We start from the raw sequence: 21712 nt of genomic DNA on the forward strand, positions 1-21712 counted from the left end.
CTGACACGCCGACCGCCTCGCCGACCAGTACTCGAAATTCCGTCCGGCCGCGGTGGTGCGCGCCGGCGGCCTCAGGCGGCAGCGGCGGTGCGGCGAGCGGCCCAGTGGACGGCGGGGCTCATGGCGGCGCCGGTGGCGGCGAAGAGCAGCCCGAGCAGGAGCCAGCCCAGCAGCCCGTGCCCGACGACGGCGAGCGTGACCAGCGCCGGGCCGATCATCATGGCGGCGGACACGCCGGTGTTGAAGACCCCTTGGTACGAGCCGTGGGCGCCGTCACCGGCGAGGTCGTAGCTCAGCGCCCAGCCGCCGGCCTGGCTGAGCACCTCACCACCGGCCTGGAGCGCCACGCCCGCGACCAGGACGGCCGAGGCGAGCACCGCCGACAGGCCATGGGCCAGGCCGAGGACGGCACAGGAGGCGGCCAGCAGCAGGCCGCCGCGGGCGCAGGCACGGGCGGCGGCGCCCGGCAGCTCGGTGCCGCGGGTGGCCCGGACCTGGAAGAGCACCACCAGCACGGTGTTGACCACCAGCGTCGCGGCGACCAGGGCCCGGGGCGCGGCGGTGTCCTTGACGATCCACAGCGGCACACCGATCTCCAGCATCGCGAACTGGAGGGTGAGCACCGCGTTCAGGCCGGTGACCGTCAGGAAGGGCAGGTTGCGCAGCGCCGGGTTGCGCCGCTCGGCCTGCTCGGCCCGCTCGGCCCGCTCCCCGGTGGTGGACCGGCGGTCGGCCGTCTCCCGTGCGGCCGACGCGCGTGCGGTGCGGGGCAGGCGCAGCATCACCAACGCCACCACGGCATAGGAGACCGCGTCGGCAACGATGGTGGCGGTGTAGGCGGCCCGGCTGTCGGCCTGCAGGGTGAGCGCGGCGAGCACCGAGCCGACGCCCATCGCCACGTTGGTGACCGCCCGCAGGTAGGCCCGGCCGGCCACCCGCTGGTCGGGCGCCAGCACCTCGGCGTAGAGCGCACCGCGCGCGGCGGAGGCGCCGCGGTCGACGGTCGTCACCAGGCAGGTCAGCACCGCGAACGCCAGGAAACTGCCGCCCACCAGGACGTACCCGACCGTCCCCACCGCCTCCAGCGCGACCAGGGCGATCAACACCGGCTTGCTGCCCAGCCGGTCGGCGGCCCGCCCGGCCGGGATGCTCGCCAGCACCCCGCACAGCCCGGCCCCGGTGAGCACCAGGCCGACCGCGCCGACGCCGTAGCCGAGGATCCGGGTGAAGTAGAGCGTGCTGACGGTCAGGAAGAGCCCGTTGCCCAGGCAGTTGACCAGGGTCGTCCAGGTCAGCAGCCGCAGCACCGGGTCGCGGGGCAGCAGTCGGGAGGCCCGGGAGGGCTGTTCTGAGGCCTGATCGGGAAACTCTTCGGAAGAGGGCGCGGCGGACAGCGCCTCAGTTGTCGTCGTCATGACGAGATCACAGCGCGCCAACCTCCCCTGGGAGAACTGATTTAGGCTGCGGCTGAATCGAAAGGCCGCTATGCACCGTTTTCACCTCAGCCTCGCCGATCTCGCCTCGGCCTCTTTCGCCTGCTCACCGCTGCACGAGGCGGTGCTGAGCATCCGGATGTGGACGCACCCCGGGATCTATCCGGCCCAGCAGCCGTGGTTCCGGCGGATCCGGCCGGACTTCGAACGCCTGGACAGCGAGCTGCTGCGCTCGCTGGTCTCCTCCAACCGGTACCTGCCGGACTTCCTCACCCCGCGCCCGACCAGCCCCTTCCCCGCGTTCCGGGCTGAGCTGGCGACCGTCCGGGCCACCGCCCCCGAGCTGCTGCGCGCAGAGCTGGAGCAGACCTTCCTGCCGCACGACCGGGCGCTGCCGCTCCCGCTGGCAGCGGGGCTGGAGGATCCGCAGCGGCTGCTCGCGGCGATCTGCGACGCGATCGAGGAGTACTGGGAGCGCTGCCTGGCGCCCGGCTGGTGGCCGCGCGCCCGCTCCGTCCTGGCGGCCGATGTCGTGCACCGCGCCCGCACGCTGGCCCAGCAGGGCGCGGGCGCGATGTTCGCCGAGCTGGACCCGCGACTGCACTGGGCGGACGGCGTCCTGGCGATCCGCCGGAACTGGACGGCCCGGGACGCGGACGTCCGGGTGGACCGCCGTGGCCTGGTCTTCCTGCCCAGCTGCTTCGCCAGCGGCGCGGTCACCTCGATCGGCGCCGACCAACCGCCGGCCATCACCTACCCAGCCCGCGGCCAGGGCACCATGGCGGACGCGCTCGACCCGCCGCCGACCACCCGTGCCCTCGAACAGCTGCTGGGCGCCCCCAAGGCCCGGCTCCTGGCGATGCTCCACGAACCGGTCTCCACCACCGAGTTGGCCCTGCGCCTGGGCGTCACCGCCGGTGCGGTGAGCCAGCACCTGGCCGTCCTGCGGCAGACCCGCCTGGTCACCAGCGCCCGCCACGGCCGCGCCGTGCTCTACCTGCGCAGCCCGCTCGGCGACGAGCTGTACCGGTAGGCGCAGCCGCGGGTCAGCGCGAGGCCAGGGCGGCCAGCCGGCGGGCGGCGGCGTACTGGCGCATGATCTGCGCGAAGGTGGTCTGCCCCTGGGTGGTCCGGGCGAACGCCCGCCAGGCGGGGGCGACCAGGCAGACCGCCGCGTGGAACAGGTGCGGGCGCCGCTCGAAGGCCTCCAGCATCACCCGGCCCGCCCGCATCTCCACCCCCAGGCCGGCCTTGATCGCGAAGGCGTAGTTGAGCGCCTGGCGCCGCACCTCGGTCGGGCTGCCCGCCTCGGCCACCTGGGCGGCCCACTCCCCCGCCAGGCGGCCCGAGCGCAGCGCGTACGAGATGCCCTCGCGGGTCCACGGCTCCAGCAGCCCGGCCGCGTCGCCGGCCACCAGCACCCGGCCGCGGGAGAGCGGCGAGTCCTCGGTGCGGCAGCGGGTCAGGTGGCCGGACTCGACGGACGGGGTGAAGCCGGCCAGGCCGAGCCGGCGGATGTAGTCGGCCAGGTACTGCTTGGTCCGCTCCCCGTCGCCGCGCGCCGAGATCACCCCGACCGTCAGCGAGCCCGAGTCGGTCTTCGGGAAGACCCAGCCGTAGCTGCCGGGCAGCGGCCCCCAGTCCAGGTGGATCCGGCCCGCCCAGGCCTGGGCGACCCGCTCGGGGACCGGGATCTCCGCCTCGAGGCCGAGGTCGATCTGATCGAACGCCACCCCGACGTGCCGGGCGATCCGGCTGGCGCTGCCGTCCGCGCCGACCACCGCGCGGGCCTGCACCTTGCGCCCGTCGGCCAGCGTGACGGCGACGGTGCGGCGGTCCTGGCCGCCCTGCGGGTCGACGCCGGTCACCGTCACCCCGGTCACCAGCACCGCGCCGGCCTGCTGCGCCGCCTCGACCAGGCGCAGGTCGAACTCGTTGCGGTTGACCAGCCCGAACAGCATCCGCTTCGAGCGCCGGGTGCGGGTGAACCGCCCGTCCAGCGCGAAGGTGACGGCGTGCACGCGGTCCTGGAAGGGGATCTTGAAAGCCGGCGGGAGGCTGTCCCGGGACGGGCCGATGATGCCGCCGCCGCAGGTCTTGTAGCGCGGGTGCTCGGCCTTGTCGAGCAGCAGCACCCGGCGGCCGTGGGTGGCCGCGGCGTGCGCGGCCGAGGAGCCGGCCGGTCCGGCGCCCACCACCACGACGTCCCAGACGCCGTCCAGCGGATCGACGACGCCGTCCAACGGATCGGGGGTCGCCGCGGGCGTGCCGGGCAGGCTCGGCTCGACGGGCAGGCTGGGGTCGCGTGGGCTTCCGGAAACTGTCACGTCGAGCAATCCTAGGCGGCCCTCCACCGCTGGTGGCGCCCCGCCACCAAACCTGCCCGCTCCGCGCCGCCGAGACCGACCGTCACATGGTGGGTGGAGGAAGGAGCGGCGTCCGGGCCGAGTCTGGGCGGTGCCGACGAGGGAGCCACTGCGGAGCATTGGCGACTGAGGAGAAGCCGTCCAGGCGAGAGTCCGGGCGTCGCGACGCCGCCCACCATGTGCCGGTCGGTCTTATGCTCGCCGGGATGCCGTCATCCACCCCTACGGAGACCCCCATGACCTCGCAGGAGCTCGCCGCCGCCGTCCGTTCCCTGATGCCCCGTGCGCAAGCGGAGCTGGCCGAGCTGGTGGCGTACCGCTCGGTCGCCGACCCGCGCGTGTTCCCGGTGGAGGAGTGCCAGGCGGCGGCCCGCTGGGTCGCCGAGGCCTTCGCCGCCGACGGGCTGACGAATGTTCAGGTGCTGGACACCCCCGACGGCACCCAGTCGGTCTACGCCGAGCTGGCAGGCCCGGCCGGCGCCCCGACCGTGCTGCTCTACTCGCACTACGATGTGCAGCCGCCGCTGGACGAGGCCGCCTGGCAGACGCCGCCCTTCGAGCTGACGGAGCGTGACGGCCGCTGGTACGGGCGCGGCGCGGCGGACTGCAAGGGCAACATCCTGATGCACCTGACGGCGCTGCGGGCCCTGCGTGCCACCTACGGCGACGCCCTGCCGGTCGGGCTGAAGATGATCGTCGAGGGCTCGGAGGAGCAGGGCACCGGCGGTCTGGAGCAGTACGCGCTGGCCAACCCCGAGCTGCTGGCGGCCGACGTGATCGTGGTCGGCGACGTCGGCAACTTCGCGGCCGGCCTGCCGACCGCCACCGCGACGCTGCGCGGGATCACCGAGGTCGAGATCGAGGTCGCCACGCTGGCGGGCAACCTGCACTCGGGCCAGTTCGGCGGCGCCGCCCCGGACGCGCTGCTCGCGCTGATCCGGATCCTCGCCACGCTGCACGACGAGCACGGCGCCACCACGATCAAGGGCCTGGAGTGCGACCAGAGTTGGCCGGGCGTGGCGTACCCGCAGGAGCGGTTCGGCGCGGACGCCAAGGTGCTGGACGGCGTGCGGCTGATCGGCACCGGCGGCGTCGCGGACCGGCTCTGGGCACGCCCGGCGGCGACCGTGATCGGGATGGACGTACCCCCCACGGTGGGCGCCACCTCCTCGGTGCAGGCCCGCGCCAAGGCCGTGGTCAGCCTGCGGATCCCGCCGGGCATGGCGACGACCACCGCGCAGGACGCGCTGGTCGCCCACCTGGAGGCGGCCGCGCCGTGGGGCGTGCGGGTCACCCTCAACCGGCTGGCGAGCGGCGAGCCGTTCCGCGCCGACACCAGCGGACTGGCGTACGAGGCGCTAGGCGCGGCGATGCACGAGGCGTACGGGGTCGAGATGGCGGTCTCCGGGATGGGCGGCTCGATCCCGCTCTGCAACACGCTGCGCACGCTCTACCCGCAGGCGGAGATCGTGCTGATCGGTGTGGAGGAGCCGACCACCCAGATCCACGCGGTCAACGAGAGCCTGGACCCGGCCGAGCTGGAGCTGATGACACTCTCCGAGGCACTCTTCCTGCGCGGCTACGCCAAGGCCTGGAGCGAGCGGGCCTGACCGGTCGGGCGCCGGGGCAGCAGCGGGCGGGGCAGCAGGGACAGCGCGGTCGCGCCGACCGCTGCTCCGGCGCCGGCACCGAAGCAGAGGTCGGCGATCACGTTCCACCGCTGACCGGTCGCGCGGGCCCGCGCCGACCTGGCGACCCGCTCACCGGCCCCGAGCACGGCGCCGGCGCCGAGCACGATCCGCGCCGCCCGGCGCCCCGGCGCGGGCTGCGGCGGGGCTGCCGGGCGGGGCAGTTCGCGCGCCAGGTGGCGGCCCAGCACGGCCAGCGCCGCCGCCGAGGTCCCGTACTGCAGCACGGCGTACAGCGGCACCCCCGCAACCTCCCGGTTCAGCGCCGGCAGCAGCCGCACCCCGGCCCGGCCCTGGTGGGTGAAGGCGTCCCAGCCCACATGGGTGGCCGCCCCGACGGCGGCGGACAGCACGAACGCGGCCGCCTCGCCGCCGCCGGGCCACTGCCCGGGCCGCCGCCCGCGCCGCTGCCCGCGCCGCGCGGTGGCGGCATCGGCGGCCGCGCCCCACGGCTCGGGCAGCGCCGCGAGCAGCGGCGCCCGCAGCACCCCGTGCCAGCCCGCCAGCAGCGCGCCCGCGAGCGCGACGTCCACCGTCGCCACCGCCCACCAGCGGTGCGTCAGCGCGCCCTGCCCGTACACCCCGGGCAGCCAGGACTCGGCGAAGTACGGCAGGTCGGGCGCCATCGACCCGGCGACCAGCGCCGAGGCGATCAGCGGCCCGCGCCCGCGCACCCCGCGCAGCAGCGGCAGGACGGCGGCGGGGTGGCTGAAGGTGAAGGGCACCCGTCCATCGTGCCTCATTTCACCTAGACCTCGCCCAGGCCGCAGGCCGCCGGGCGGCCGGCCTCCAGGTAGCGCGCCTCCTTGCGTTCACGGGCGTCGAGGGCTCCGGCCAGCCGGCGGAACCGGCCCTCCGTCAGCAGCCGCTCGGCCTCGGCCAGAGTGACGAAGCGCCAGGCGCGCAGCTCGTCCGGCGGCAGCCGCAAGGCCTCGACCTGGGCGGGCGTGAGCCGGCCGCCGTCGTAGACCACGCGCATCCCGCCGCGCCGCTGGCCGGTGCGCGGCTCCCAGTCCACCGCCAGCAGCCGCAGCGCGCCCGGGTCCAGCCGCAGGCCGAGCTCCTCCTCCGCCTCACGCACGGCCGCCCGGGTCGGCGCCTCGCCGAGCTCGACCACGCCGCCGGGGAACTCCCAGGCCGGCTTGTAGACCGGGTCCACCAGCAGCACCCGCTCCTGCTCGTCGAAGAGCAGCACCGCTGCCGCGACGGTGTCCCCGGCGCCGGGTGCCTGCTGGACGATCGGGCAGCGGGCCGCCCCCTGGCCGACCAGCGCGAGCAGCGTCTGCGCCACCTGGCGCGGTGTGCGGCCGTCGGTCCGTACGACGTGGGCGTCCCGGTGCAGCCAGGGCTGCGCGGCCCGGTAGGCGGGCAGGTGGGCCAGCCGCCAGCGGCGGACCCGCTCGCTGGCCTCGGCGTCGCCCGGGACCTCCTCGCTGAGCGCGATGCGCTCCCGCAGGATCGTTTCCTCAGCGTGCAGCACGAAGTGGTGCACCGGCAGGCCGCGGGCCGCCAGGCTGCCGAAGATCTCGTCGCGGTAGTCCTCCCGCAGCAAGGTCATCGGCACCACCAGCGGCCCGGGCACCTCGGTCAGCAGCGCGGTCGCCACCTCCGGCACCAGCCGGCGCCAGGACGGCAGGTCCTGGAAGTCCTTCACCTGCGCCAGCCGTTGCGTGGGCAGCAGCTGGCGCAGCGCGTAGCCGACCTGTTCGGGATCGTAGAGCGTGCTTCCGGGCAGCAGCTCGACCAGCTCCCGGCAGGTGCTGGTCTTGCCCGCACCGAATGTCCCGTTGACCCAGACGATCACGAGTTCCCCTGACCTCCGATGTCCCCGGCGCCGTTCGCGCCGGGTGGTCCGCGGACCGCTCGGCGCGCGGGAGACCCGGCCTGACCGGAGGCACCCGACGCACCGGCGGTCCGGCACCACAGCAGGTGGTACCCGCTCCGGCCGACCCCTCAAGCCTGCCGATCCGACCTAGCGCGCGGTCGCCCGCAGCGCCGCGGCCGCGGCGCCGACCAGCCCGGCGTCGGTGGCCAGCTCCGCCGGGCGTACCCGCAGCCCCTGGACGTAGCCGAGCGTGGCGTACTGCGCCAGGCGCGTCCGCAGCGGCCCGAACAGCAGCTCCCCCGCCTGCGCGACGCCGCCGCCGATCACCACCACGTCCAGCTCGACCAGCGTCGCGGTGGCCGCGATGCCCGCCGCCAGCGCCTGCCCGGCCCGGTCGAAGGCGGCCAGCGCCAGCGGATCGCCCGCTCGGCCCGCGGCCGCCACCGCAACGGCTGTGCCGCCGGCGGCGCCGTCCGCGGGCCGCCAGCCTGCCGCCAGCGCGTGCCGGGCGATCGCCGTCCCGCTGGCCAGGCCCTCCAGGCAGCCGCGGCCGCCGCACGGGCACGGGTCGCCGTCCAGGTCCACGCTGATGTGGCCGATGTGGCCCGCGTTTCCGGACGGCCCGGGGTAGAGCGCCCCGCCCAGCACCAGGCCGCCGCCGACGCCGGTGGAGACCACCATGCACAGCGCGTTGTCGAAGCCGCGGGCCGCGCCGAGCCAGTGCTCGGCGGCGGTCATCGCCACGCCGTCGCCGGTCAGCACGACCGGCCGCCCGCCGGACAGCCCGCCCACCCGGGCCACCACCGGGAAGTCGCGCCAGCCGGGGATGTTCACCGGGCTGACGAGCCCGCGCACCGCGTCCACCGGGCCCGCGCTGCCCAGGCCCACCAGCTCGACGCGCTCCCAGTCCGGTCCCGCCGCCAGTTCGGCCAGCACGGCCGCGACCGCCGCGAAGACGCTCACGCCGTCCGCCCCGGCCGGTGTCGGGCGCTGGGTGCGGTGGTGCAGCGAGCCGTCGTCGGCGCCCACCAGTGCCCCGGCGATCTTGGTCCCGCCGATGTCGATTGCCGCCACCAGCGCCTGACCGGTCTTCATCCGCCTGCCCTCCAGCTCGGGTTGCCCAGCCCGCCGACCCTACCTGGGTAGGGCCGCCGAACAGGCTCCGTCAGCCCTCCAGCAGGCGCTTCTTCAGCACCTTGCCGAGCGCGTTGCGCGGCAGCTCGTCGACCAGCACCACCCGGCGCGGGCGTTTGTGGACGGAGAGCCGCTCGGCGACGAACGCCGTCAGCTGGTCGCCGGTCACCGGGCCGTCGGGGATCACATAGGCCACCACCAGCTGGCCGAGGTCCGGGTCCGGGGCGCCGACCACGGCGGCGTCCAGCACGGCGGGGTGGTCGCGCAGCGCGGCCTCGACCTCGCCGGCGCCGATCTTGAAGCCGCCGCTCTTGATCAGGTCCACCGAGGCGCGGCCGACGATCCGGTGGAAGCCGTCCGGGCCGATGGTGGCCACGTCGCCGGTGCGGAACCAGCCGTCCGGCGTCCAGGCCTCGGCGTTCGCCTCCGGACGGCCGAGGTAGCCGTCGAACAGGGTCGGCCCGCTGACCTGGAGCTCCCCGACGCTCTCGCCGTCGCCGGGCACCGCGGTGCTGCCGTCCTCGCCGACCAGCCGGGTGCGCACACCGTCCAGCGGGAGGCCGACGCTGCCGGGCCGGCGCTCGCCGTCCACCCGGGTGCTGAGCGTGATCAGCGTCTCCGTCATGCCGTAACGCTCGATCGGCGCATGGCCGGTGACGGCGGCCAGCCGCTGGAAGACCGGGACGGGCAGCGGCGCGCTGCCCGAGACCAGCAGCCGGGCCCCGCTCAGCGCCCGCGCCGACTCCTCGTCGGCAGCGATCCGCGACCAGACGGTGGGGACGCCGAAGTAGAGGCTGCCGCCCGCCTCGGCGTAGCCCGCCGGGGTGGGCCGTCCGGTGTGCACCAGGCGGCTGCCGGTGCGCAGCGCGCCCAGCAGGCCGAGCACCAGGCCGTGCACGTGGAACAGTGGCAGCCCGTGCACCAGGGTGTCCTCCGCCGTCCAGTCCCAGGCGGCGGCCAGCGCGTCGATCCCGGCGGCCAGCGCCGCGCGGGAGAGCACGACGCCCTTGGGCGGCCCGGTGGTGCCGGAGGTGTAGATCACCAGTCCGGTGCTCTGCGGCGCCGGCTCGGGCCGGCGCGCGGCGGTGGTCTCGTCGACGTCCACCGGCAGCGTCGCGACGGCCCCCGCGAGCTCGTCCGCCGCCTCGCCGACCGGGACGGCCAGCAGGTCGGCGCCGGAGTCGCGCAGGATGTGGTCGCGCTCCTTGGGCCCGGCGTCCGGCGGGATCGGGACGACCGGCACGCCGGCCAGCAGCCCGCCGACCAGCGCGACCACGGTGTGCGGCGTCGGCCGGGCCACCACGGCGAGCGCCGAGGCTCCCGCCGCCCGGCCGGCCACTGCCGAGGCTGCCCCGAGCAGCCGCTCGCGGGAGAGCGCCCGACCGTCGATCCGCAGCGCGTCGGCGGCGTCGCCGTACCCGCCCTGAAGTGCCGTCAAGAGTTCCACGGTCGGCACTCTACGACGGGTGGGAACGCCGCAGGGCGTGACCCTCCTTACAGAAGGAGGGTCACGCCCTGCGGATACCGCGCCTGGGCTGTCAGCCCTTGCGCGCCTTGACCTCGGCGGTCAGCTGCGGCAGCACCTCGAAGAGGTCGCCGACCACGCCGTAGTCGACCAGCTCGAAGATCGGCGCCTCGGCGTCCTTGTTGATCGCGACGATCGTCTTGGACGTCTGCATGCCGGCCCGGTGCTGGATCGCGCCGGAGATGCCCGCCGCGACGTACAGCTGCGGGGAGACCTGCTTGCCGGTCTGGCCGACCTGGTTGCTGTGCGGGTACCAGCCGGCGTCGACGGCGGCGCGCGAGGCGCCGACGGCGGCACCGAGCGAGTCGGCCAGCGCCTCGACCACGCTGAAGCCCTCGGCGGCACCGACACCGCGGCCGCCGGAGACCACGATGGCGGCCTCGGTCAGCTCGGGGCGGCCCGAGGAGACCCGCGCGGTGCGCGAGGTGACCTTGGCGGCGTTGCCGGTGAAGGCGACGGTGACGTTCTCGACCGCACCGGCGGCCGGGGCGGCCTCGGGGCCGACCGCGTTCGGCTTGACGGTGATGACCGGGGCGCCGTGCGACACCCGCGACTTCACCTGGAACGAGGCGGCGAAGACCGACTGGGTGGCGACCGGGCCGCCGTCGCCGGCCTCCAGGTCGACGGCGTCGGTGATGATGCCCGAGCCCAGGCGCAGCGCGACGCGGGCCGCGATCTCCTTGCCCTCACCGGACGAGGTGACCAGGACCGCGGCGGCGTCGGCCGCCTTGGCGATCTGGGTCAGCGCGTCGACCTTGGGGACGACGAGGTAGTCGGAGAACTCGGCGGCGTCGGCGACGTACACCTTGGCCGCGCCGAACTCGCCGGCCTTGGCCGCGATGTCGGCGGCGGCGGCGCCGGCACCGAGCACGACGGCCGAGGGCTCGCCGATGCGGCGGGCCAGGGTCAGCAGTTCGAGGGCGGGCTTGCGGATCACACCGTCGGCGTGGTCCACGAGAACCAGGATTTCAGCCATGATTCGTTACTCCTGATTGAGCGTGAGGTCCGGACGGCGGGTCAGATGAACTTCTGGTCGGCGAGGTAGCCCGCGAGCGCCTTGCCGCCCTCGCCCTCGTCCTTGACGATCGTCCCGGCGGTGCGGGCCGGGCGCTCGGTGATGGTCTCCACGGCGGTCCAGGAACCGCCCAGGCCGACCTCGTCCGCCTCGATGCCCAGGTCGTCCAGGTCGTAGGACTGAACCGGCTTCTTCTTGGCGGCCATGATGCCCTTGAAGGACGGGTAGCGGGCCTCGCCCGACTGGTCGGTCACCGAGACGACGGCCGGCAGCGCGGCCTCGACCAGCTCGGTCGCGGCGTCGCCGTCGCGGCGGCCCTTGACGGTGCCTCCCTCGACCGAGACCTCGGAGAGCAGGGTGACCTGCGGCAGGCCCAGGCGCTCGGCCAGCAGGGCCGGCAGCACGCCCATGGTGCCGTCGGTGGAGGCCATACCGCAGATGACCAGGTCGAAACCGGTCTTCTCCAGGGCCTTGGCGACAATCGCGGAGGTACCGATCACGTCGGTGCCGTGGATGTCCTCGTCGTTCACGTGGACGGCCTTGTCGGCGCCCATCGACAGCGCCTTCTTCAGCGCGTCCTTGGCGTCGTCGGGGCCGACGGTGAGGACGGTCACCTCGGCGTCACCCGAAGCCTCGGCGATCCGGAGCGCCTGCTCCACGCCGTACTCGTCCAGCTCCGACAGCAGGCCGTCGACGGCCTCCCGGTCGGTGGTGGTGTCGTCCGCGAAGCGACGGTCACCGGTCGCGTCGGGCACGTACTTCACACAGACAACGATCCTCAAGCTCACGGCCTGTCTCCTGTACTGGTCTCGTCCGGCGGCTGCGGCGGTGCAACGTACGGGCGCGCACGCAGACGCCTCCCGCTTCGGGCAGCGCATTCCTGCTGCCCGACCGGCACTTCCGCAGCATACTCGGCAGTATCCCGCTCTGGTTACTCGTCAGTATCTAAATACCGGTCGCCCACATCTTCCCGCAATAACGGGGCGCTTCACCGCCTGATCATTGTGACGAAGCTCTCGGCCTCCCGGGTGCCGCAACCCACCGGGAAACCGCTGTTCAGAATGCCTCCCCCAGCGCGGCGATCACGTCCGCCCGGCGCGGCTGCCCCGAGGCCCGGCGGACCACCCGGCCGGAGGCGTCCAGCACCAGGACGGTGGGCGTGCGCAGGATCTCCAGCCGGCGGACCAACTCCAGCCGGCGCTCGGCGTCGATCTCGACGTGCGCGACTCCCTCGACCATCGCGGCGACCTCGGCCAGGATCCGGCGGGTCGCCCGGCAGGGCTGGCAGAAGGCGGTCGAGAACTGGACGAGCGTCGCGCGCTCCCCCAGCCCGGCCCCCTCGCCCAGGTCGGCGGCGGACAGCAGCACGGCATCGCCTCTCCCGCACGCCCGCGGCGCGCGCAGCCTCCATCGCGCCGGGCGAGCGCCGCAACGCACACCGGCCAGCCGGTGGTGCGTCCAGTGTGCGGCACCCGCTGCGGCGCACCGGCCGCCCGATAGCACCACCCTGGCCGCCGCCGCACCCCGAGTGACACGGATGTGACCACCGTCTCCCTCCACCCAGGGCCGCGCAGGTGACAGATGGCACTCATTCGAGGGACGATCGTCGGAGAATCACCCGTGGCAGCCGCGGCGTGCCGCGCTCCGAGCCCGGTCCACCACGAACGCGCGGGTGCCGCCGCACCGGGCTCGCGCCCGTGGGAAGAAGTAGGGCTGATCGTGGCAGAGTTCGTATACCCGCCGGTGATTCGGACCGCGCTGACCGTCTTTCGTGCACTGGACTGCAAGATCCAGATCATCGGTGCCGAGAACGTCCCGGCGACCGGCGGCGCCGTCCTGGTCAGCAATCACATCAGCTACCTCGACTTCCTCTTCGCGGGCCTCGGCATGGTGCGCGGCAGCAAGCGCAAGACCCGCTTCATGGCCAAGGACGACGTCTTCAAGCACCGCATCTCCGGCCCGCTGATGCGCGGCATGAAGCACATCCCGGTCGACCGGACGGACGGCCAGCCCGCGTACGAGGCGGCGGTGCGCGCGCTGCGGGCGGGCGAGGTGGTCGGCGTCTTCCCCGAGGCCACCATCTCCCGCTCCTTCACGCTCAAGAAGTTCAAGACCGGCGCGGCCCGGATGGCCGCCGACTCCGGCACCCCGCTGCTCCCGGTGATCCTCTGGGGCACCCAGCAGCTCTGGACCAAGGGCCGGCCCAAGACGCTGACCAAGCGGCACGTCCCGGTGATCATCATGATCGGCGAGCCGATCCACCTGCAGCCCGAGGACAAGCCGGTGATGGTCACCCGGCGACTGCGGGCGGCGATGACCGAGATGCTCGACCAGGCGCAGCAGATGTACCCGGGCAAGCCGACCGGACCGGACGACACCTGGTGGATGCCGGCCCACCTCGGCGGCACCGCCCCCACCCTGGAGGTCGCGGAGGCCGAGGACGAGCAGGAGGCGGCCGCCAAGGCGGCCCGCCGCGCGGCGGCGGCAGCGCAGAGCTAGCAGGGCTAGCCGCCGGTCGGAATCGGCTCAGCATCACCAGAAGCCCCGGACGCACCGTAGCCGTCCGGGGCTTCTGCTTGGGCGGACACCGGTCCGAAACCGTCGTGAATCAGCCAACGTCCTTAGCCAGGTGGGCGATCCGGGCCTTGTCGCCCCTTTCGCCCTTACAGCGGGTTTCCATCTCGGGACTACGCGTGACCATGGCCGAAAAGCTTCGCTGCGATAGCGAATATGCCGATGACATTTTCGTTTCACCATCCCGGCGTCGATAGCCTTCCGTGTCGTGACCGCGACTCGGCGTAGCAGAGCCGTGTGCTGTGACCTGCCGCCGCAACCCCTGAAGGAGCCCGTGTGCCGGGTATCGACGAATGCCTGTCCGAGGCGATGACGATCGCCGGCGCGCGCGGCGTGAGCCTCATCGACTGGAGCAGCGGCCTGACGCTCGGGACCAGTGGGGACAGCCCCACCGGAGACCACGAGGGGACGGCCGCGGAGGCGACCGACCTGGCCCGGGCCGCCGCCGAAAGCCCCACCTTCGCCGACCCCTCGGATCCCCGCACTCCCGTGCGGGACATCATCGTCACCTCGCGCAGCAGCTACCACCTGCTCTGCTTCGTCGGCACCGTCTTCGACAGCAGACTCGCCCTGCACCTCTGGCTCGCCCGGGCCGACGGCAACCTGGCCGTCGCGCGCTTCCGCCTGCAGGCGATCGCCGAGGAGCTGGTCCTCGGATGAGTACTGACAGGCCGTACACGCGTCAGTGCCTCGGGCAGTCCCCGGTGGAATCTCTGGTGGAACCTCTGGGCGAGAAGGTCGAACGGCTGGCCGCGCTGCACGCCACCGGCGCGCTGCGCTGCGAGAGCGGAGCGGTCTATCTGGAGGCCGGCATCGTCGTGCACGCCGAGAGCGAGCTGGCCACCGGCCTGGACACCTTGCTGACCCGGTGCGGCCGAATACCACCGGACGCCTGGCGGGCATCGCTGAGTGCCTTCGGCCGCGAGCACCGGGTCGGCCGGATGCTCGTCGAGCAGGGCCAGCTGACGCAGGGTGAGCTGGAACTCTGCCACCTCGGCGCGTTGCACGACGCCGCCTTCTTCACGCTGGGCGCGCGGTCCCCGGCCGCCTCCTTCGAACCCGGGGTGCGGCACTGGCTCGGACCGGTGAGCCGGGTGAGCGCCCGGCTGCTACGGCGCGAGACGGTACGGCGTCGGGACCTGCTGGAGCGGATCTGGCCCTGCCCGCAGCTGGACAGTGCGCCGGTGGTGCCTGCGCTGTCCGCCACCGGCTGCCGGAGCCGGACCACCCCGCGCCAGCGTGAACTGCTGCGGCACGCCGACGGCCGAAGAACTCCGGCGGACCTCGCACGGCTGCTGGGCCGCTCCGCCTTCTCCACGACGGTCGAGGTGCGCCGGCTGGCCGCCCTCGGGGTCGTCGCCACTCCACCCACCGAACCACCCACCGAACCACTCCACGAGTCGGCCGCTGTTCCGCTCCAGCGCCGCACCCCCGGCGCCGCACTGCGCCGCCGGGCCGACTCCCCCGATCCGCAGCGGGCGGCGGCTCATCCGCTGTTCGCCGACAACCCGGACATCGCCCTGCTGACCCGGGTCCGAAACGCACTGGAGGCTCGACTTTGACTTCCTCTCCGTCCGCGGCCACGGCCTCATGGCCATGAGGCGGGCGCTGAAGCAGCGCACCGGAAGGAGGCAACCCATCGCCCTGGAGACTGAGTTGCTGGCCGAACTCCGCGCCCTGAAGACCCGGGTCCCGCATCTGGCAGGCGGTCTGGTGGCCAGCCTGGACGGCCTGCTGATGGCCCATGACACCCACGACACCGAACCCGAGGGGCTGGCCGCGATGACGGCAGCGTCGCTCGGGCTGGCCCAACGCCTGGCCGATGCCACCGGCCAGGGCGAGTTCCGGGAGTCGCTGGTGCGCGGCGAGCACGGCTATGTGGCGACGTATGCGGCAGGTCCCGTCTGCGTGCTCACCGTGCTCTCCCACCCGGACGTCAACGTCGGGCGCCTGCACCTGGAATCCCGGCGGTCCGCCGAGCGCATCGGCCGCCTACTGGCCGGCCCGACTCCGCCCCCGCCCCTCCCGCATGACCACCCATCACTCTGACGAACCATCACCAGCGAACAAGGAATTGACATGGCAGACGTTGACGGCGCACTCCGACAGACCATGAACACCGTGGAGGGCGCCATCGGGGCAGCACTCGTGGACTACAACAGCGGAATGGCCCTGGGCACCGTGGACGGCCCGGGCGGACTGGACCTGACGGTCGCCGCGGCCGGCAACACCGACGTCGTGCGCGCCAAGATGCGCACGATGGAGATGCTCGGACTGAGCGACGGCATCGAGGACATCCTGATCTCCCTGAGCACCCAGTACCACCTGATCAGGCCGCTGACCTCACGCTCCGGCAAGGGACTGTTCCTCTACCTGGCCCTCGACAAGCGCCGGGCGAACCTCGCCATGGCCCGCCACCAGCTGGCACGCATCGAGGCCGACCTGGAGGTCTGAGGGCCCTGCCGGCTGGAGGGGCTTTGCAACCCGCGGGTTTGCAGGCCCCTCCAGCCGTTCAACTGCTCCATAAACGCAGATAACCCCCGTCCGAGGAATCGGATGGGGGTTATCTGGTATTCAAAGATTGTTCGGCGGCGTCCTACTCTCCCACAGGGTCCCCCCTGCAGTACCATCGGCGCTGTGAGGCTTAGCTTCCGGGTTCGGAATGTAACCGGGCGTTTCCCTCACGCTATGACCACCGAAACACTATGAAACTGTCAACCGCACCACACCCCCGACCAAGCGGGGATATGGGGTCGTTGTTTCAGAACAACACAGTGGACGCGAGCAACTGAGGACAAGCCCTCGGCCTATTAGTACCGGTCAGCTCCACCCATTACTGGGCTTCCACATCCGGCCTATCAACCCAGTCGTCTACTGGGAGCCTTACCCTCTCAAGGAGGTGGGAATACTCATCTCGAAGCAGGCTTCCCGCTTAGATGCTTTCAGCGGTTATCCCTCCCGAACGTAGCCAACCAGCCATGCCCTTGGCAGGACAACTGGCACACCAGAGGTTCGTCCGTCCCGGTCCTCTCGTACTAGGGACAGCCCTTCTCAATATTCCTACGCGCACAGCGGATAGGGACCGAACTGTCTCACGACGTTCTAAACCCAGCTCGCGTACCGCTTTAATGGGCGAACAGCCCAACCCTTGGGACCTACTCCAGCCCCAGGATGCGACGAGCCGACATCGAGGTGCCAAACCATCCCGTCGATATGGACTCTTGGGGAAGATCAGCCTGTTATCCCCGGGGTACCTTTTATCCGTTGAGCGACGGCGCTTCCACAAGCCACCGCCGGATCACTAGTCCCTGCTTTCGCACCTGCTCGACCCGTCGGTCTCACAGTCAAGCTCCCTTGTGCACTTACACTCAACACCTGATTGCCAACCAGGCTGAGGGAACCTTTGGGCGCCTCCGTTACTCTTTAGGAGGCAACCGCCCCAGTTAAACTACCCACCAGACACTGTCCCTGATCCGGATCACGGACCCAGGTTAGACATCCAGCACGACCAGAGTGGTATTTCAACGTCGACTCCACGACAACTGGCGTTGCCGCTTCAAAGTCTCCCACCTATCCTACACAAGCCGAACCGAACACCAATATCAAGCTATAGTAAAGGTCCCGGGGTCTTTCCGTCCTGCTGCGCGAAACGAGCATCTTTACTCGTAATGCAATTTCACCGGGCCTATGGTTGAGACAGTCGAGAAGTCGTTACGCCATTCGTGCAGGTCGGAACTTACCCGACAAGGAATTTCGCTACCTTAGGATGGTTATAGTTACCACCGCCGTTTACTGGCGCTTAAGTTCTCAGCTTCGCCCGACCGAAGTCGGACTAACCGGTCCCCTTAACGTTCCAGCACCGGGCAGGCGTCAGTCCGTATACATCGCCTTACGGCTTCGCACGGACCTGTGTTTTTAGTAAACAGTCGCTTCTCGCTGGTCTCTGCGGCCACCCCCAGCTCAGAGTGCAAGACTCATCACCAGGAATGGCCCCCCTTCTCCCGAAGTTACGGGGGCATTTTGCCGAGTTCCTTAACCATAGTTCACCCGAACGCCTCGGTATTCTCTACCTGACCACCTGAGTCGGTTTGGGGTACGGGCCGCCATGAAACTCGCTAGAGGCTTTTCTCGACAGCATAGGATCATCCACTTCACCACAATCGGCTCGGCATCAGGTCTCAGCCTTAATGAGTGACGGATTTGCCTATCACTCGGCCTACACCCTTACCCCGGGACAACCACCGCCCGGGCTGGACTACCTTCCTGCGTCACCCCATCGCTCACCTACTACAGACTTGGGCCACCGGCTCCACCACGTCCCTTCGTCCGAAGACTCCAGGCCGGCTTCACGGGCTTAGCATCATCTGGTTCGACGTTGGCGCTTCAAAGCGGGTACGGGAATATCAACCCGTTGTCCATCGACTACGCCTGTCGGCCTCGCCTTAGGTCCCGACTTACCCTGGGCAGATCAGCTTGACCCAGGAACCCTTGGTCAATCGGCGCAAGAGTTTCCCACTCTTGTATCGCTACTCATGCCTGCATTCTCACTCGTGAACCGTCCACAACTGGATTCCTCCGCTGCTTCACCCGGCACACGACGCTCCCCTACCCATCACAGCAGGCGTTGGCCCTATTGCTGCAATGACACGACTTCGGTGGTGTGCTTGAGCCCCGCTACATTGTCGGCGCGGAATCACTTGACCAGTGAGCTATTACGCACTCTTTCAAGGATGGCTGCTTCTAAGCCAACCTCCTGGTTGTCTGTGCGACTCCACATCCTTTCCCACTTAGCACACGCTTAGGGACCTTAGTCGGTGTTCTGGGCTGTTTCCCTCTCGACCATGGAGCTTATCCCCCACAGTCTCACTGCCACGCTCTCACTTACCGGCATTCGGAGTTTGGCTAAGGTCAGTAACCCGGTGAGGCCCATCGCCTATCCAGTGCTCTACCTCCGGCAAGAAACACGTGACGCTGCACCTAAATGCATTTCGGGGAGAACCAGCTATCACGGAGTTTGATTGGCCTTTCACCCCTAACCACAGGTCATCCCCCAGGTTTTCAACCCTGGTGGGTTCGGTCCTCCACGAAGTCTTACCTCCGCTTCAACCTGCCCATGGCTAGATCACTCCGCTTCGGGTCTTGGGCGTGCAACTCAAACGCCCTATTCGGACTCGCTTTCGCTACGGCTACCCCACACGGGTTAACCTCGCTACACACCGCAAACTCGCAGGCTCATTCTTCAAAAGGCACGCAGTCACGAGACACACAGCAAGCTGGTGTCCGACGCTCCCACGGCTTGTAGGCACACGGTTTCAGGTACTATTTCACTCCGCTCCCGCGGTACTTTTCACCATTCCCTCACGGTACTATCCGCTATCGGTCACTAGGGAATATTTAGGCTTAGCGGGTGGTCCCGCCAGATTCACACGGAATTTCTCGGGCTCCGTGCTACTTGGGAGAAGCTCAAGTGAGCCGCACAGATTTCGTCTACGGGGGTCTTACCCTCTACGCCGGACCTTTCGCATGTCCTTCGACTATCCATACGGTTTCTGACTCACCCAGCCGCCGGCAGACGACTGAAGAACTTTCCCACGACCCCGCATTGGCAACCCCTGCCGGGTATCACACCAATACGGTTTAGCCTCATCCGGTTTCGCTCGCCACTACTCCCGGAATCACGGTTGTTTTCTCTTCCTGAGGGTACTGAGATGTTTCACTTCCCCTCGTTCCCTCCACATACCCTATATATTCAGGTACGGGTGACAGCCCATGACGACTGCCGGGTTTCCCCATTCGGAAACCCCCGGATCAAAGCCTGGTTGACGGCTCCCCGGGGACTATCGTGGCCTCCCACGTCCTTCATCGGTTCCTAGTGCCAAGGCATCCACCGTGCGCCCTTAAAAACTTGGCCACAGATGCTCGCGTCCACTGTGCAGTTCTCAAACAACGACCAGACACCCACCTACACAACTCGAAGACTCGAGCAGTGTCCGTGGGACCGGCACTGAAGCAACGACCATAACCGGCCGCTCCCTCAGGACCCAACAACGTGCCCGACACACCCGACCCGCCGATACGTTCCACGCACCGAAGTGCAGTACTGGTATCAACCAACCGTGTGTGCCGAATAGTCAACGTTCCACCCATGAGCTGACCGTGCGAGACAGGTGCTCACAATCGGCCGTGTGCTCCTTAGAAAGGAGGTGATCCAGCCGCACCTTCCGGTACGGCTACCTTGTTACGACTTCGTCCCAATCGCTGGTCCCACCTTCGACGGCTCCTCCCCTTACGGGTTAGGCCACCGGCTTCGGGTGTTACCGACTTTCGTGACGTGACGGGCGGTGTGTACAAGGCCCGGGAACGTATTCACCGCAGCATGCTGATCTGCGATTACTAGCAACTCCAACTTCATGGGGTCGAGTTGCAGACCCCAATCCGAACTGAGGCCGGCTTTTTGGGATTCGCTCCGCCTCGCGGCATCGCAGCCCTTTGTACCGACCATTGTAGCACGTGTGCAGCCCAAGACATAAGGGGCATGATGATTTGACGTCGTCCCCACCTTCCTCCGAGTTGACCCCGGCAGTCTCCTGTGAGTCCCCATCACCCCGAAAGGCATGCTGGCAACACAGAACAAGGGTTGCGCTCGTTGCGGGACTTAACCCAACATCTCACGACACGAGCTGACGACAACCATGCACCACCTGTATACCGACCACAAGGGGGCGACCATCTCTGGCCGTTTCCGGCATATGTCAAGCCTTGGTAAGGTTCTTCGCGTTGCGTCGAATTAAGCCACATGCTCCGCTGCTTGTGCGGGCCCCCGTCAATTCCTTTGAGTTTTAGCCTTGCGGCCGTACTCCCCAGGCGGGGAACTTAATGCGTTAGCTGCGGCACCGACGACGTGGAATGTCGCCAACACCTAGTTCCCACCGTTTACGGCGTGGACTACCAGGGTATCTAATCCTGTTCGCTCCCCACGCTTTCGCTCCTCAGCGTCAGTAATGGCCCAGAGATCCGCCTTCGCCACCGGTGTTCCTCCTGATATCTGCGCATTTCACCGCTACACCAGGAATTCCGATCTCCCCTACCACACTCTAGCCTGCCCGTATCGAATGCAGACCCGGGGTTAAGCCCCGGGCTTTCACATCCGACGCGACAAGCCGCCTACGAGCTCTTTACGCCCAATAATTCCGGACAACGCTCGCACCCTACGTATTACCGCGGCTGCTGGCACGTAGTTAGCCGGTGCTTCTTCTGCAGGTACCGTCACTTGCGCTTCTTCCCTGCTGAAAGAGGTTTACGACCCGAAGGCCTTCATCCCTCACGCGGCGTCGCTGCATCAGGCTTTCGCCCATTGTGCAATATTCCCCACTGCTGCCTCCCGTAGGAGTCTGGGCCGTGTCTCAGTCCCAGTGTGGCCGGTCGCCCTCTCAGGCCGGCTACCCGTCGTCGCCTTGGTAGGCCATTACCCCACCAACAAGCTGATAGGCCGCGGGATCATCCTGCACCGCCGGAGCTTTCCACCCATCCCCATGCGAGGACAGGTCATATCCGGTATTAGACCTCGTTTCCAAGGCTTGTCCCAGAGTGCAGGGCAGATTTCCCACGTGTTACTCACCCGTTCGCCACTAATCCACCCGAAGGCTTCATCGTTCGACTTGCATGTGTTAAGCACGCCGCCAGCGTTCGTCCTGAGCCAGGATCAAACTCTCCGTGAATGTCTGTCGGTAATCCGACCCACACCCGCGTTGAGCGGCACGACAACCACCGGAATAGGGTGGCCACGTGCACTGCGTCCTCGCTGTGTATTACTTCAAAAGGAATCTCCAACCCCGATCCGAAGATCAAGGCCGGGGATGTCAACATATCTGGCGTTGACTTTTGGCACGCTGTTGAGTTCTCAAGGAACGGACGCTTTCTTCGAACTGCCTTCGCAGTATCTCCGAGCGCTTCGTTCAGTACTTCGTTTCGTTCTTCGCTCAGCTTATCAGATTTGTTTCACTCCGTTTTACCGGAGTTTCGCTTTCCTGACCCGCTTTGCCGCCCCTCTCGGTGCGACTCCGGAACTGTACGGGGATTCCCCCGCCACAAGCAAATCGTCCCTCCCCGGGAGCCCGGGGAGGGACGATCGGCAGGTCAGGACGGGTACAAC

16 protein-coding genes and 3 rRNA genes are annotated in these 21712 nt (G+C 69.5%); 7 read left to right on the forward strand and 12 right to left on the reverse strand.

What is annotated here, in order from left to right; all coding sequences use genetic code 11:
- Positions 1-71: 71 nt before the first annotated feature.
- The gene (locus P3T34_RS06510) at positions 72-1415 is read right to left on the reverse strand and encodes an MFS transporter (protein WP_280665029.1); all 1344 of its coding nucleotides are present in this window, start codon (positions 1413-1415) and stop codon (positions 72-74) included.
- Positions 1416-1485: 70 nt separating this feature from the next.
- Between P3T34_RS06510 and P3T34_RS06515 the strand changes: the two genes are divergently transcribed.
- Entirely contained in the window at positions 1486-2466 is a 981-nt protein-coding gene (locus tag P3T34_RS06515; RefSeq protein ID WP_280665030.1) for an ArsR family transcriptional regulator, read from the forward strand.
- 13 nt (positions 2467-2479) lie between these two features.
- On the opposite strand, the gene P3T34_RS06520 is transcribed toward P3T34_RS06515, so the two are convergent.
- Positions 2480-3676: a geranylgeranyl reductase family protein gene (locus P3T34_RS06520; protein WP_280671865.1), complete on the reverse strand. Its 1197-nt coding sequence runs from the start codon at positions 3674-3676 to the stop codon at positions 2480-2482.
- A 359-nt stretch (positions 3677-4035) separates the two neighbouring features.
- Between P3T34_RS06520 and P3T34_RS06525 the strand changes: the two genes are divergently transcribed.
- Entirely contained in the window at positions 4036-5409 is a 1374-nt protein-coding gene (locus P3T34_RS06525; protein WP_280665031.1) for a dipeptidase, read from the forward strand.
- Here the strand turns inward: P3T34_RS06525 and P3T34_RS06530 are convergent.
- The 7 genes from P3T34_RS06530 to P3T34_RS06560 all read right to left on the reverse strand — a co-directional run bounded on the left by P3T34_RS06530 (position 5379) and on the right by P3T34_RS06560 (position 12354).
- Positions 5379-6212: a DUF4184 family protein gene (locus P3T34_RS06530; protein ID WP_280665032.1), complete on the reverse strand. Its 834-nt coding sequence runs from the start codon at positions 6210-6212 to the stop codon at positions 5379-5381. The genes P3T34_RS06525 and P3T34_RS06530 overlap by 31 nt on opposite strands.
- A 23-nt stretch (positions 6213-6235) precedes the next feature.
- Entirely contained in the window at positions 6236-7291 is a 1056-nt protein-coding gene (locus tag P3T34_RS06535) for an NUDIX hydrolase (protein WP_280665033.1), read from the reverse strand.
- A gap of 168 nt (positions 7292-7459) precedes the next feature.
- Complete coding sequence (locus P3T34_RS06540; protein ID WP_280665034.1) at positions 7460-8407, reverse strand: ROK family protein; 948 nt, start codon at positions 8405-8407, stop codon at positions 7460-7462.
- 70 nt (positions 8408-8477) lie between these two features.
- Entirely contained in the window at positions 8478-9893 is a 1416-nt protein-coding gene (locus P3T34_RS06545; RefSeq protein ID WP_280665035.1) for an acyl-CoA synthetase, read from the reverse strand.
- A gap of 91 nt (positions 9894-9984) precedes the next feature.
- Positions 9985-10947: an electron transfer flavoprotein subunit alpha/FixB family protein gene (locus P3T34_RS06550; RefSeq protein ID WP_280665036.1), complete on the reverse strand. Its 963-nt coding sequence runs from the start codon at positions 10945-10947 to the stop codon at positions 9985-9987.
- Between the two features lie 41 nt (positions 10948-10988).
- Positions 10989-11774, reverse strand: a complete 786-nt coding sequence (locus P3T34_RS06555; RefSeq protein ID WP_280665037.1) for an electron transfer flavoprotein subunit beta/FixA family protein — start codon at positions 11772-11774, stop codon at positions 10989-10991.
- A 268-nt stretch (positions 11775-12042) separates the two neighbouring features.
- Positions 12043-12354, reverse strand: a complete 312-nt coding sequence (locus P3T34_RS06560) for a thioredoxin family protein (protein WP_280665038.1) — start codon at positions 12352-12354, stop codon at positions 12043-12045.
- A gap of 351 nt (positions 12355-12705) precedes the next feature.
- Here P3T34_RS06560 and P3T34_RS06565 point away from each other — a divergent pair, with 351 nt between their 5' ends.
- The 5 genes from P3T34_RS06565 to P3T34_RS06585 all read left to right on the forward strand — a co-directional run bounded on the left by P3T34_RS06565 (position 12706) and on the right by P3T34_RS06585 (position 16014).
- Positions 12706-13485: a lysophospholipid acyltransferase family protein gene (locus P3T34_RS06565; protein WP_280665039.1), complete on the forward strand. Its 780-nt coding sequence runs from the start codon at positions 12706-12708 to the stop codon at positions 13483-13485.
- 351 nt (positions 13486-13836) lie between these two features.
- Positions 13837-14220 carry a hypothetical protein gene (locus tag P3T34_RS06570; RefSeq protein WP_280665040.1) on the forward strand — a complete coding sequence of 128 codons (384 nt, stop codon included), beginning with the start codon at positions 13837-13839 and terminating at the stop codon, positions 14218-14220.
- A complete protein-coding gene (locus P3T34_RS06575; protein WP_280665041.1) occupies positions 14217-15122 on the forward strand; it encodes a transcriptional regulator in 906 nt (301 codons plus the stop codon). Before P3T34_RS06570 ends, P3T34_RS06575 begins: the two co-directional genes overlap by 4 nt.
- Before the next feature lie 34 nt (positions 15123-15156).
- Positions 15157-15609 carry a roadblock/LC7 domain-containing protein gene (locus P3T34_RS06580; protein WP_280665042.1) on the forward strand — a complete coding sequence of 151 codons (453 nt, stop codon included), beginning with the start codon at positions 15157-15159 and terminating at the stop codon, positions 15607-15609.
- 30 nt (positions 15610-15639) lie between these two features.
- Positions 15640-16014, forward strand: a complete 375-nt coding sequence (locus P3T34_RS06585; RefSeq protein ID WP_280665043.1) for a hypothetical protein — start codon at positions 15640-15642, stop codon at positions 16012-16014.
- Positions 16015-16143: 129 nt separating this feature from the next.
- Here P3T34_RS06585 and rrf read toward each other — a convergent pair.
- From rrf to P3T34_RS06600, 3 genes are all read right to left on the reverse strand, one after another.
- A 5S ribosomal RNA gene (gene rrf, locus P3T34_RS06590) occupies positions 16144-16260 on the reverse strand.
- A 90-nt stretch (positions 16261-16350) separates the two neighbouring features.
- A 23S ribosomal RNA gene (locus tag P3T34_RS06595) occupies positions 16351-19471 on the reverse strand.
- A 285-nt stretch (positions 19472-19756) separates the two neighbouring features.
- Positions 19757-21278: ribosomal RNA gene (locus tag P3T34_RS06600) — 16S ribosomal RNA — on the reverse strand.
- Together the 16S, 23S and 5S rRNA genes form the textbook arrangement of a ribosomal RNA operon.
- Positions 21279-21712: the final 434 nt, after the last annotated feature.

It is taken from the genome of Kitasatospora sp. MAP12-44, from assembly GCF_029892095.1.
GTDB lineage: Bacteria > Actinomycetota > Actinomycetes > Streptomycetales > Streptomycetaceae > Kitasatospora.

Bases quoted from the DNA above. Each gene is read 5' to 3' on its own strand.
- P3T34_RS06510 (WP_280665029.1), bottom strand. From the start codon at position 1,415: ATGACGACGACAACTGAGGCGCTGTCCGCCGCGCCCTCTTCCGAAGAG.
- P3T34_RS06540 (WP_280665034.1), bottom strand. From the start codon at position 8,407: ATGAAGACCGGTCAGGCGCTGGTGGCGGCAATCGACATCGGCGGGACC.
- P3T34_RS06525 (WP_280665031.1), top strand. From the start codon at position 4,036: ATGACCTCGCAGGAGCTCGCCGCCGCCGTCCGTTCCCTGATGCCCCGT.
- P3T34_RS06580 (WP_280665042.1), top strand. From the start codon at position 15,157: ATGAGGCGGGCGCTGAAGCAGCGCACCGGAAGGAGGCAACCCATCGCC.
- P3T34_RS06550 (WP_280665036.1), bottom strand. From the start codon at position 10,947: ATGGCTGAAATCCTGGTTCTCGTGGACCACGCCGACGGTGTGATCCGC.
- P3T34_RS06515 (WP_280665030.1), top strand. From the start codon at position 1,486: ATGCACCGTTTTCACCTCAGCCTCGCCGATCTCGCCTCGGCCTCTTTC.
- P3T34_RS06575 (WP_280665041.1), top strand. From the start codon at position 14,217: ATGAGTACTGACAGGCCGTACACGCGTCAGTGCCTCGGGCAGTCCCCG.
- P3T34_RS06585 (WP_280665043.1), top strand. From the start codon at position 15,640: ATGGCAGACGTTGACGGCGCACTCCGACAGACCATGAACACCGTGGAG.